The 12,224-nt window shown below is 71.5% G+C and carries 10 protein-coding genes; 5 read left to right on the top strand and 5 right to left on the bottom strand.

The window, feature by feature from the left end:
* Positions 1–330 precede the first annotated feature (330 nt).
* Entirely contained in the window at positions 331–1,557 is a 1,227-nt protein-coding gene (locus ACJA3G_RS16910; RefSeq protein ID WP_406553819.1) for an aromatic acid exporter family protein, read from the bottom strand.
* A 235-nt stretch (positions 1,558–1,792) separates the two neighbouring features.
* Between ACJA3G_RS16910 and ACJA3G_RS16915 the strand changes: the two genes are divergently transcribed.
* Entirely contained in the window at positions 1,793–2,299 is a 507-nt protein-coding gene (locus ACJA3G_RS16915) for a GNAT family N-acetyltransferase (protein ID WP_406553820.1), read from the top strand.
* Positions 2,300–2,310: 11 nt separating this feature from the next.
* Here the strand turns inward: ACJA3G_RS16915 and ACJA3G_RS16920 are convergent, their stop codons facing one another.
* A complete protein-coding gene (locus ACJA3G_RS16920; RefSeq protein WP_406553821.1) occupies positions 2,311–3,111 on the bottom strand; it encodes a LysR substrate-binding domain-containing protein in 801 nt (266 codons plus the stop codon).
* Positions 3,112–3,169: 58 nt separating this feature from the next.
* Between ACJA3G_RS16920 and ACJA3G_RS16925 the strand changes: the two genes are divergently transcribed.
* Entirely contained in the window at positions 3,170–3,583 is a 414-nt protein-coding gene (locus ACJA3G_RS16925) for a DUF5997 family protein (RefSeq protein ID WP_406553822.1), read from the top strand.
* A gap of 150 nt (positions 3,584–3,733) precedes the next feature.
* Here ACJA3G_RS16925 and ACJA3G_RS16930 read toward each other — a convergent pair whose 3' ends face one another.
* Positions 3,734–4,624, bottom strand: coding sequence for an arylamine N-acetyltransferase (locus ACJA3G_RS16930; protein WP_406553823.1), 891 nt, complete (start codon positions 4,622–4,624; stop codon positions 3,734–3,736).
* A gap of 280 nt (positions 4,625–4,904) precedes the next feature.
* Between ACJA3G_RS16930 and ACJA3G_RS16935 the strand changes: the two genes are divergently transcribed.
* A complete protein-coding gene (locus ACJA3G_RS16935; protein ID WP_406553828.1) occupies positions 4,905–5,411 on the top strand; it encodes a mycothiol transferase in 507 nt (168 codons plus the stop codon).
* 69 nt (positions 5,412–5,480) lie between these two features.
* Here the strand turns inward: ACJA3G_RS16935 and ACJA3G_RS16940 are convergent, their stop codons facing one another.
* Positions 5,481–5,777: a DUF4031 domain-containing protein gene (locus ACJA3G_RS16940; protein WP_406553824.1), complete on the bottom strand. Its 297-nt coding sequence runs from the start codon at positions 5,775–5,777 to the stop codon at positions 5,481–5,483.
* 235 nt (positions 5,778–6,012) lie between these two features.
* Here ACJA3G_RS16940 and ACJA3G_RS16945 point away from each other — a divergent pair, with 235 nt between their 5' ends.
* Positions 6,013–7,374, top strand: coding sequence for an FAD-dependent oxidoreductase (locus tag ACJA3G_RS16945; RefSeq protein WP_406553825.1), 1,362 nt, complete (start codon positions 6,013–6,015; stop codon positions 7,372–7,374).
* A gap of 80 nt (positions 7,375–7,454) precedes the next feature.
* Here ACJA3G_RS16945 and ACJA3G_RS16950 read toward each other — a convergent pair whose 3' ends face one another.
* Positions 7,455–10,934 (bottom strand): M28 family peptidase, encoded by a 3,480-nt coding sequence (locus ACJA3G_RS16950; RefSeq protein ID WP_406553826.1) that lies wholly within the window; start codon positions 10,932–10,934, stop codon positions 7,455–7,457.
* A gap of 157 nt (positions 10,935–11,091) precedes the next feature.
* Between ACJA3G_RS16950 and ACJA3G_RS16955 the strand changes: the two genes are divergently transcribed.
* The gene (locus tag ACJA3G_RS16955) at positions 11,092–12,078 is read left to right on the top strand and encodes a LysR family transcriptional regulator (RefSeq protein WP_406553827.1); all 987 of its coding nucleotides are present in this window, start codon (positions 11,092–11,094) and stop codon (positions 12,076–12,078) included.
* Positions 12,079–12,224 lie beyond the last annotated feature (146 nt).

The raw sequence follows: 12,224 nt of genomic DNA on the forward strand, positions 1-12,224 counted from the left end.
GGGGGCGGCGGTGAGGGATCGGGCCCATGACCGGACCGCCGCACGGGGTCGTGCCCCGTGGGCGGTGGTCAGGAGTTCGTCGCGGGCAGCCGGTGACGGCCGCGCAGCCGTCACCGGGAGGGGATGGACACCAGGATCACGTCGTACCGCGACGGGGGAACGACGACGGCGGTGTACGCACGCATGCCGCGCTCCCCTCAACTGGTCGGTGTACGGCTCGTAGTGGCCGTCGCGGTGTGAGTGTAGGAGTCCGGCCGGGGCGTCGGCACGGGATTATTTCCCGGCGGTGGCGGGCGGGTCCTCGCGCGCCCGCCACCGGAAGACACGCCGCTAGACGCCGCGGTCGGCGCGCCGTGACTCGCGCAGGCGCAGGCCGCGTTGGAGCCGGCCGAGGAAGCGGTAGCGTTCACGGCGCTCGCGGGAGTGGCGGTCGAGCTCCTCCACCAGGCGCTGGGAGCGCTTCTCCACGTCGAGTTCGTCCAGGATCCGGTCCACCTCCGCGAGCAGCGCGCCGTGCAGCTGCCACTGCCTGGGGTCGCGCCGGACCTGGGCGAGCAGCAGCACGGCGACCCGGTCGCGGCTGGCGCGGGCCGCCGCCAGCTCGTCGGCGAAGCGGTTCTCGGCCTCCTCGGCGTTCGCCCGGACCTGGGTGGTGATCAGTACGGCGAAGCTCTCCACGGCCTGGGCCATGTGCTCGAAGACGTCCCGCAGGGCGATCCCGGTCTCGGGCTCGAAGAGGTGTTCCTCGGTACGTTCCTTGGCGAGGTCGGTGACGGACCGGCACACCACGCGCAGCACCACCGCGCAGATCTCCAGCGCGTCCAGTCCGGTGCGCAGCACGATCCGCGACAGCAGCCCTTCCTTGACCCGGGGGTTGAACCGCAGGCTGTCCTCGGCCTGCCGCAGCGAGGCGTCGACCTGCACGATGTCGTGGTCGAGCCGACGGGCCTCGTGGAGCCGGGCCGCCGCCCGCGCGACCGGGGTGTGTCCGCCCACCTCCTCCGCGAGGTCGATCAGGAGCCGCTTCATCCGCGCCGCCAGCTCTTCGATGGCCTCGCCGGCAGACTCCACCCACACCGGTGGTACGAGCAGCACGTTGAAGAGCATGCCGACGCCCGCGCCGATGAGTGTCTCCAGGACGCGGTCCCACGCGGTCGCCGACACCCGGGTCACCCCGAGCACCAGCATCGCGCTGATGGCGACTTCCGGGACGAACTCCCCGGCCTTGACGAAGCGTCCGATCACCAGCGCCGCCAGGATGATCAGCCCGAGGCTCCACCAGGTCAGCCCCACCAGCGCGCTGAACCCGATGGCGAGCAGGACGCCCGCGATCACGGAGTTCACCCGTCGCACTCCGGTGACCAGCGTGGTGTAGAGGGTGACCTGGACGACGAGCAGGGCCGTCAGCGGGGCGGTGAGCGGCGCGGGCTCACTGCTGAGCTGTAGCGCCACGACGTACGAGATGACGGCGGCGGCCGTGGAGCGCAGGGCCTGGACCACTGCGGGTTCCCGGCGGCGGCGGGCCAGATGGATGAGGGGATCAGTGAACTCAAGCACCTCCCGCACCTTCCCTCTCAGTGGTTTCCATTCCACTGATGTCCGGTGATCCGCCGCTTCCACGGCATGGTGACCCGAATCACCCGACCAGCCGGTCCGCTCCGACGCCCGGCCAAGACGGTGTACGGCGCGCTCCTGCGCTTCCCACCGGGTGGCAAACTCCCCTGGAGCGGCGGCCCGGCCCGGGCCGGAAAAACGATCGCCGCCGCGGAACCGGATGCGTAGCATGCCCGCCATGCCCCGACTCCAGCTCCTGCGTCCCGGTCACGCCCCGGCCCTGCTCGCGTTCGAGTCGGAGAACCGTGCCTACTTCGCCGCGTCCATACCGGACCGGGGCGACGAGTACTTCGCCCACTTCGCCGCACGTCATGAGGAGTTGCTCGCCGAACAGGCCACGGGGCTGTGCTTCTTCCATCTGCTGGTGGAGAGCGACGGCGAGGTGCTGGGGCGGTTCAACCTGGTGGACGTGGCGGACGGCCGGGCCGAACTGGGCTACCGCGTCGGCGAACGCGCCGCCGGGCGCGGACTGGCCACGGCGGGCGTGCGCCAGGTCTGCGCCCTGGCGGCCACCGAGTACGGCCTGACCGGGCTGCACGCCAGGACCACCCTCGACAACACCGCCTCGCGGGCCGTCCTGGCCCGCACCGGTTTCACCCCCCGCGGCGAGGTCGAGCTGAGCGGCCGGCCGGGCCTGCGCTACGAGCGGAGCCTGGCGGACGAGGCGGTCCGGCGACTGCGGTGAGCTCCTGGCGCCTAGGAGCGGCGGCCGGGCTTGCCGCGCTTGGCGCCGCCCTTCGAGCCGCCCTTGGTACCACCCTTGACGCCGCCCGATCCGGCGCCGGTCCGCGTGTTCTTGCCGGCCGGCTTGCCCGCGGCGGGCTTGCGCCGGGCGGTGGAGGCGTCGGGGCGCTTGGCCTTCGGCTCGGCCTTGGCCGGTGTCTGGGCGCGGCCCCGGGAGCTGTTGACGGTCCGGCCACGGACGATCCCGATGAAGTCCTCCACCAGGTCGGTGGTCCGCTCCTCGGGCCACGACAGGGCGACACGCGACTCCGGGACGCCGGTCACCGGCCGGTAGGTGAGGTCCTTGCGGTGGTGCAGCCGGGCCAGCGACTGCGGGACGACGAGCAGGCCGATGCCCGCCGCCACCAGCTCGACGGCGTCGGCCGTCGTGGCGGGGCGCTCGAAGGCGGGCTGCCCCGGCGGGCGCTCCCAGTCGAGGGTGTCGTCGAGGGGGTGCAGCACGATCTCGTCGGCCAGGTCCTCGGCGGACACCTCGTCCACCGCGGCCACCACATGGTCCTTCGGGACCACGACGACGGTCGTCTCCGCGTACAGGGGGATGGCGCTGAGATCGGTCCGGTCGACCGGCAGGCGTACGAAACCGGCGTCGGCGTCGCCGGCGCGCAGCACGTCGAACGCCTCGGCGGAGGAGACCGCCACCAGGGTCAGCGGGATGTCGGGCAGCCGCTCGTTCCAGATCCGCACCCACTTGGTGGGTGTCACGCCCGGGACGTACGCGAGCCGGAACGAGGGGGATGCTTCCGAGCCTGTCACTCCGCCAGGTTACCGGTGATGGTCGGAGGCGGCGCACACGCTCGATACCCTTGACCCCATGACGTCGCACCAGACCACCCAGACCATGAAGCCCGCGACCGCGGCGAAGAAGCTGGGTGTGTACCTCGAGGCCACCCCCGCAGAGTTCCAGGAGGGTGTCGTCTCGCGCTCCGAGCTGAACGCGCTCCAGGCCGACCCGCCCCAGTGGCTCCAGGAGCTTCGCCGCACCGGCCCGCACCCCCGGCCGGTGGTCGCGGCGAAGCTGGGCGTCTCCATCGCGGGCCTCGCCCGTGGCGGGGTCACGGAGGCGCTCACCACCGAGCAGATCGACGCCCTCAAGCAGGAGAACCCGGAGTGGCTGCAGAAGGAGCGCGCCACCCAGGCCGAGGTGCGCAAGGAGGCCGTGCGCATCAAGGAGAAGAACGCGCAGCGCGCCGAGGAGTCCGAGGAGTCCAAGGACAAGCGTTCCTGAGCCCGCTCACGGGCGGCGCCGCCCCCGGCCGGGCCCCCGATTCGGGGCCCCAGGGGTGAGCTGCCGGTGATCGGCCGGTGATGTGCCGGTGATCTTCGCCACGGCGGAGGTCACCGGCTTTCGCGTCTCCGCGTACCGGGCCGGCGGGGGTCAGGCGGTGGCGAGGCCCCGGTCGGCCTCCGCCTGGCGGGCCGCCGCCATGCCCTGCTCCAGATGTGCGAGTTCCTCCGCCTCCACCGTGATCCCGAACTCGTCCGCGAGGACGCGCCCGAGCTCGGCCGGCTCGATCGTGCGCTCGGTGACGGAGCCGTCGGGGCGAAACGTCCTCCAGGTGGCCGCGTCCAGCTGGTGAAGGCGGGCGGCGTCGAACTTCTGGGCGAACAGGCGCGCCGTGAAGGGCGAGCGGCTGTGCGTGCTGACGTAGTGGCTGCCCACCGCGTAGTCGATCGGGTACTGCGGGGTGAGGGTGAAGGTGTGCCGGGCGGTCCAGCCGTCCTGGCCGTACTGGTCAAGCCACCACTGGTCGACCCCGAGCGGGCCAGCCGCCCGCCGCATCCGGAACCTCCATCCGTCCAGGTCCACCTCGACCCCGTCGGCGATCTCGATAGGCGCGAGCGGCCCGCTGCCGAAGCCCACGTCGCACAGCCACAGCCGGTCGTCGTCGGCCGGCCGCACCCCGGTGAGGGCGTGGGTGGCCGGGAGGATCTTGTCGCTGCCGAGGGTGACGCGCCCGATGAGGGCGGTGAAATCGAAGCCCAGGCGTTCCAGCGCACTGGCGAAGAGCACGACGTGCTCGTAGCAGTAACCGCCCCGGCCGCCCCGCACGAGTCTGTCCTGGACCGTCTCCAGGTCGAGCGCGACCGGCTTGCCCAGCACCGCGTTGGCGTTCTCGAACGGGATCGAGGTGACATGCGCCCGCTGGAGCCCGCGCAGCACCTCCAGCGTCGGCGCGCGCTCCCCCGCGTACCCGATACGGGCCAGATAGGCGTCCAGGTCCAACCGGTCCCCGGACCAGCCGCGTCCGTTCGCTGCCTCTGTCATGGCTCACCCTCCTCCGGACCCCGCGCCGGTCCGTCCGTACGCCGTCGGGTCACACCTCGTCCGCCTCACGGCGATCAACCGTCACGAGGCCGACCCTATGCCCGCCCGACGGGACGAAACCTCTGCTCAAAGACGGTTCCGGCCCGGCCATTTGGTCCTAGGACCTGAGGCCAGTGCCATCCGGCCCGGGGACGCGCGTGGTCCCGTGCGCGCGAACCGGCCCGCGCGCTTCCCCGTGCGCGGGGGCCCGACAGGGCCTAGGTTGGCAAGCGTGACCACGGTGACCAGTTCCGATCTCCTTCTCGACGCGTTCGGCCGGATCCGCGAGACCGTCGCGGCTGCCGTCGAAGGCCTGAGCGACGAGGAGTTGGCGTTCCGTATCGACGGCTCGGCCAACTCCTCCGCCTGGCTGGTCTGGCATCTGACCAGGATCCAGGACGACCACATCGCGGATGCCGCCGGACTCGAACAGGTGTGGACCGGGCAGGGGTGGGCGCGGCGGTTCGGGCTGCCGCTGGCCGATTCGGACACCGGCTACGGCCACACCTCCACCGAGGTCGCCTCGGTCACCGCCTCCGCCGAGCAGCTGACCGGCTACCACGACGCCGTCCACGCGCAGACCGCCGCGTGGCTTGCGGGGCTCGACGGCAAGGCGCTCGCCAGGGTCGTCGACACCTCGTGGGACCCGCCGGTGACGCTGGCGGTCCGACTGGTCAGCGTCGTCTCGGACAGCCTCCAGCACGCCGGCCAGGCCGCTTTCGTCCGGGGCGTGCTGTCCCGCCGGTGATCACACCGCCCCGGTCCGGCCCGGGGCCGGGGCGGAGGCGAGCGCGGGGTCACAGCCCGCGCGCCGGGTTCAGACCCGGACGCGGTCCCTTCGGCTGATCATCAGGTTGCCCATGAACCGCCGGTCCACCTCCCGGGCCCCCAGCCGTACGGCCTGGGCGCGGGTGGGTGGGGTGATGTCGTAGTGCCACCGGTGGTCGCCCGGTCCCTTGCGCTGGTACCAGGCGCGGCGCATGCCGAGGGCCGCCGCGAACGCGTGCAGCTCCTCCTCGGTGTCGGCGGTCATATGGCACCAGTGCGCGGACGGCAGACCTCGTCGTCGCGCGAGAGCGCCGTAGTCCTTCACGTCGTCCACGTAGACGGTCAAGGGGGCAACCTCCCACTCCTGCTGAGGCTTTGTATTCTCCCTTGCCCCGCGCGAACTCCCGGACACCTCACCGGAACGACCGATTCGCGCCGTTCGCTCCCGCCCATCACTCCCACTTTGGCTTGTCATAAGGTTGGCTTATGAGCCCATAAACAGGGGGCGGGTACCGGGTTAGGCTTGCCTAAGCTTAGGCTGTCCGACGAGCCATTTCGTTGTCGGTCGAAGGGAAACATTCATGCCCCGCCCCCTGCGGACAGCCATCGTGGGCGCAGGTCCCGCCGGGATCTACGCCGCGGACGCGCTGCTGAAGTCCCCGGCCGCCGCCGACCCCGGTGTCTCGATCGACCTCTTCGAGAAGATGCCCGCGCCCTTCGGTCTGATCCGCTACGGCGTCGCCCCCGACCACCCGCGCATCAAGGGCATCGTCACCGCCCTGCACCAGGTGCTCGACAAGCCGCAGATCCGGCTGTTCGGCAATGTGGACTACCCGGGCGACATCAGCCTCGACGAGCTCCACGAGTTCTACGACGCGGTGATCTTCTCGACGGGCGCCGACGCCGACCGCGCTCTGGACATCCCCGGCATCGAGCTCGACGGCTCGTACGGCGCCGCCGACTTCGTGTCCTGGTACGACGGGCACCCGGACGTACCGCGCACCTGGCCGCTGCACGCGGAGAAGGTCGCGGTGCTCGGCGTCGGCAACGTCGCCCTGGACGTGGCCCGTATCCTCGCCAAGACCGCCGACGAACTGCTGCCCACGGAGATCCCGCCGAACGTCCACGAGGGCCTCGCGGCCAACCGGGCGCGCGAGATCCACGTCTTCGGCCGCCGCGGCCCCGCCCAGGCGAAGTTCAGCCCGATGGAGCTGCGGGAACTGGACCACTCCCCCACCATCGAGGTCATCGTCGACCCCGAGGACATCGACTACGACGAGGGCTCCATCGCCACCCGCCGCTCCAACAAGCAGGCGGACATGGTCGCCAAGACCCTGGAGAACTGGGCGATCCGCGACGTCGGCGAGCGCCCGCACAAGCTCTTCCTGCACTTCTTCGAGTCGCCCACCGAGATCCTCGGTGAGGACGGCGGCGTCGTCGGACTGCGCACCGAGCGCACCCGGCTCGACGGCACCGGCAACGTGGTGGGCACCGGCGAGTTCCACGACTGGGACGTCCAGAGCGTGTACCGGGCCGTGGGCTACCTCTCCGACGAGCTGCCGAAGCTCCCGTGGGACGTGGAGTCGGGCACGGTCCCCAACGAGGGCGGCCGGGTCGTGGAGGCCGGGCAGCACCTCGCCTCCACCTACGTCACCGGCTGGATCCGGCGTGGCCCGGTCGGCCTGATCGGACACACCAAGGGCGACGCCAACGAGACCGTCGCCAACCTCCTGGACGACCACGCCCACGGCCGGCTGCGCACCCCCGCCACGCCCGAGCCCGAGGCGGTCGACGCCTTCCTCGCCGAGCGCGGGGTCCGCTGGACGACCTGGGAGGGCTGGCACCGGCTCGACGCCGCCGAGAAGGCGCTGGGCGAACCGCAGGGCCGCGAGCGCGTCAAGATCGTCGAGCGCGAGGACATGCTGAGGGCCAGCGGCGCGTGAGCACCGGCCCCGCGTGAAGAGCGTCGGCCCCCGCCGGGGAGAGGCGGGGGCCGACGCCGTTCGCGTCGCTCAGGTGGCCGTCAGCTCACCTGGAGGGTGATGTCGTCCACGACGTACGAGGTCTGCAGGGCCTGGTCCTCCACACCGTTGAACTTCAGCGTGACGGTCTGCCCGGCGAACGCCGAGAGGTCGTAGGACTTCTGGTCGTATCCGGAGTTCGCGTCGAGGTTGGAGAAGGTGGCCAGGGTCTGGCCGCCGACCGAGACGGTGAAGGTGTCGTACGCGACGTTCTCGTTCTCGTCCGTGTCGATGTGCTGGAAGAACGAGAGCCGGTAGGCGGAGCAGCCGGACGGGATGCTCAGCGACTGCGAGACGCTGTCGGTGCGGGCCGAGCCCCAGCCGTTCAGCCACGCCATGTAGGAGCCGCCGTGCGGCGTCTCGCCGGCCTGGTTGGTGATGACGCCCGAGGTGGCCGTCCACGGGGTGGAGCCGTTCTCGAAACCGCCGTTGACGACGAGCTGACGGGCGGTGCAGCCGCCCCCGCCGCCGACGGTCAGCGTGTAGGTGGTGCTGTGGCCGACCGTGCCGGAACCGGTGACCGTCAGGGTGTACGTGCCCGGTGTGGTGCCCGCGCCGACCTGCACGGTCAGCGTCGAGGACTTGCCGGACTGCACGGAGGCCGGGTCGAGGGTCGCGGTCACGCCGCTGGGCGCGCCCGACACCGACAGGGCGACCGTCTGCGGGTCACCGCTGACGGTGGTGGTCTTCACGGTCGCGGTGGTGCTGCCGCCCGGGCTGGCGGTTCCGGAGGGCGGGTCGACGGCGAGGGAGAAGTCCTGCGCCGGGGTGGTCCCGCCGACGGCCTGCTTCCAGATCGCGTACGCCACACCGTCGGCGCTGCGGTCCAGGACCGTGGCGTTGATGTTGCTCGGGGTGTCGCAGGCGCTGTGGTAGCAGGAGTCGTAGGCGGCGTTGGCCGTGCCGCCCCACTTGGCCGCCTGCGCCGACGTCTTGCGGTCGCTGGCGCCGGCCGCGTATCCGGAGGTCGCGATGCCGGCGGCCTGGAAGGAGGCGTCGTCACTGCGGCCCTGGCCCTCGACGTTCTCCTCGGGAGCGAGGTTGAGCGAGGTCCAGTACGCCTTGAGCGGGGCCGCCGCGGCGGAGTCGACGTTGTTGATGAAGTAGCCGCCGTTGGGCGAGCCGACCATGTCGAAGTTGTAGTACGCCTTGATGGCCGCGCGGTCGGTGGTGCTCAGCCGGTTGACGTAGAACTCGGAGCCGTTGAGGCCCTGCTCCTCGTCGGTCCACCAGGCGAAGCGCACGTGCTTGGTCATGGTGGGGTTCTTCTGGGCCAGGACCAGCGCGTTCTCCAGGAGGGTCGCGGAGCCCGAGCCGTTGTCGTTGATGCCGGGGCCGGCCGACACGCTGTCGAGGTGCGCCCCGAGCATGAGGACCTGGTCGGCGGGGCCGCCGGGCCAGTCGGCGATCAGGTTGTTCGACGGGTAGGTGCAGGTGGTGCAGTTCTGCTCGGTCACGGTGTACCCGGCGGCCTGCAGCTTGCCCTTGATATAGGCCACCGACTGGGTGTACCCGCCGCTGCCCGCACGGCGGTTGCCGCCGTTCTGGGTGGCGATGGCGCCCAGTTGTGACAGGTGTGCCCGGACGTTGGCCACGTCGATGTCGGGCGGGTCGGTGCCGGGCGGGGTGCCGCCGACGTTGAGCGCGTAGTCGACGGTGTGGGAGAGCGCGGTGCCCTGGCCCTTGACGGTGACGGTGGAGGGGCCGGGGGCGGCGTTGGTGGACGCGGAGAGCGTGAGCACCGAGGACTGGCCGGACTGCACGGTGGCCGGGTTGAAGGACGCGGTCACGCCGGACGGCAGGCCGGAGGCGGTGAGCGTCACCGACTGGGCCGAGCCCGTGGTGACGCTGGTGGTCACCGTGGTGGTGACGGAGCCGCCCTGCTGGACGGTGCCGGACGCCGGGTTCAGGGCGAGGGAGAAGTCGCTCTGGCCACTGGGCTGGCAGGTCGGGTCACCGCTCTGCGCGGGCACGCTGATGGCGTCCCAGGCCGCCTTCGTCCGGTTGAAGAGGTTGCAGGTGGCGTCCAGCGACTTGGCCGAACTCAGCGTCGCCGTACGGTACTTCTTGTACGACATGCTGCTCGTCTTCAGGAGCATGCCACCGTAGAAGATCTTGCCCGCGTTCTGGACGCCGACCCCGGTCACGGTGCTCTGGTTGCAGGTGGGGCTGTTGGGCTTGCCGCCGCCGGGGCTGCTGCCCTCGGCCAGCAGATAGAACCAGTGGTTGAGGGGGCCCGCCGCGGCGTGCACCTCGGTGCCGGGTATCGCGGAGCTGTAGCAGGCCGGGTCGTTGTTGACGGCCGGCGGGTTGTACATGTTCCGGATCGGGCCCCGGCCCTGGAGATTGATCATCTCGCCGACCGTGTAGTCCGGGGTGTCGTAGGGAGCGGGCTCGTTGACGTACGCCTCGGTGAGCGCGCCGAAGATGTCACCGGTGCCCTCGCCGAGCCCCGCCTCCTGGCCGCCGGTGCCGCCGGGGGTGTTGCTGTCGATGGCGTGCCCGTACTCATGGGCCACCACGTCGATCCCGGCTATCCACTCGTTGGCGCTGTTGTGGCCGATGGTGACCGAGCTGCCGTCCCAGTACGCGTTGAGGTCACCGAGGCCGACCTTGCCGGGGAAGCTGCGGCCGTTGCCGCTGACGCCGTTGCGGCCGAGCCACTGGCCCAGCATGTCCCACTGCTTCTGCGCGGCGAACATCAGGTCCGCGCAGCCGGTCTCCTTGCTCGTGGGGTTGCCGGTGCCCCAGGAGTCGGAGGACTTGGTGAACACGGTGCCGGTGCTGTAGTCGGCGCAGCTCAGGCCCGGCCGGTTGGGGTCGCGCAGCGAGTAGCTGCCGCCCGAGCCGGTGGTGTCGATGGTGAGCGGAGCGGGGCCGTTCCACTTGCTGTTGGCGGTGCCCGCCTCGACGTCGTCGTGGGTGCCGAGGACCTTCCCGGTGCGCGCGTCCACGAAGACGTGCAGTGTGCTGCGCGCGGTCTTGGTGCGTCCGGCGAGTACGGTCTCCCAGGCGAGCGCGGGCCTGCCGTCCGCGAGCCGTACGACGAGCCGGCTCCGCACCACCTTGTCGACCTTCGCGAGCCGGGCGCGCGAGGTGGCCTCGGCGGCCTTGGCGGTGACCGAGGCGGTGGTCGCCACGTCGATCCGTACGGAGGAGGCGGACTGCACGGCGCGGATGTCGCCGTCGCCGTCCGCGAGCACCACCGCGTCGCCGCCGACGACCGGCAGCCCCCGGTAGCTGCGCTCGTAGGCGACGGAGTAGAGGCTCTTCACCCAGGGGGTGACCATGCGCCGTTCGTACTGCTCCTGCGGGGAGTTGACCAGGGTGTCGAGCCCGCTGCGGACCGCCTGGTCGGCGGCGGCGACGGCACGCGAGAGGGGGCTGGGCCGTTGGTCGGGCCCGGACTGCGTATGAGGTGCGGCCGATGCCGTACCGGCCAAAGCGCCGGTCAGGCCCGTGGTCAGGGTCAGTGCTGCCACGGCGGCCGTCAATCTGAAGGGGCGCAACGTCCACTCCGATCGTGGGGGGCCTGTTCTCCGCGCAGTATGGGCGTGGACATGGCAAACGTGGTACATACCAGTCGGGCATACGACGCGGGTTATGGTGCGCCACCGGGCCGCTGCGTACGCTCGGAAGATGCAGCTGGAGTTGAGGCACTTACAGGCCGTCTGCCAGATCGCGGAAGCGGGCAGTCTGGGCCGCGCCGCGCGCCGGCTCGGGGTCTCCCAGCCCTCGCTCTCCGCCCAACTGCGGCGTATCGAGCGGGTCACCGGAGGCGATCTCTTCGTCCGCAGCCGCCACGGCACGGAGCCCACCCCGCTGGGCCGGTTCGTGCTGGCCAGGGCGCGCCGGGTGCTCAGTGAGATGGACGCGCTCGGCACCCGGGCCCGCGCGGTCGCCACCGACGCCCCGCTGCGCCTCGGCTGCATCCTGCTGGTCCTGCTCGACGGTCTCCTGGAACAGACCGACCTCTCGCTCTCCGGCCAGGAGATCACCGTGGACCTGGAGCACTCGGTGACCGCCCTGACCCGGATGCTCGGGGCCGGCCGCTACGACGCCATCGTGTACGGGGAGGTGAACGACCACGAAGTCCCGCTCCCCGAAGGGGTCCTGGCCAGGACGCTCATCCCCGAGGAGCCGTTCTCCATCCGGCTGGCGGCCCGCCACCGGCTGGCCGGCCGGGAGCACATCGAACTGGCTGAGCTGGCCGACGAGTCGTGGATGACCCTGGTGGAGGACGACGACGGCGGCCCGGAGGCGTTCGCCGAGGCGTGTGCGCGGGCCGGGTTCGCGCCCCGGCTGCGGTTCCGGATCGCGGACCGTCAGATGCAGTACGCCCTGATCGCCGGGGGACGTGCCGTCGCCCTGAGCCAGCCGACCGCGCCCCGGGTGGACGGCACCGTGATGCGCCCCCTCGCCGGCGCCCCGCTCACCGGACGCATCCGGCTGGCCTGGAACCGTTCGGCCATCCCGCCCCGGCAGGCCGAGCTGCTCTACCGCGCGGCCGTATGCGCGTATCTGGCCAACGTCGACAACAACGCGTTCCACCGCCTGTGGTGGGACAGCCATCCCGAGCTGCATCCCCCGTCCGGGAGACCGGAGCTCCAGGCCTCCGACGTCTGAGCTCCCGGCGGGAGGTACGGGGAGCGCTTGCCCCGCGGGCCTGCCGCAGCCGGACCGGCTTGACCTGTCCGGACCGGCTTGACGTATCCGGCACATGGGCAGAAAAGCACTATGTTGAGCCCTCGCCGGCCCACCCCGGGAGTCCC

It is taken from the genome of Streptomyces sp. YS-3 (assembly GCF_045257485.1).
GTDB lineage: Bacteria > Actinomycetota > Actinomycetes > Streptomycetales > Streptomycetaceae > Streptomyces.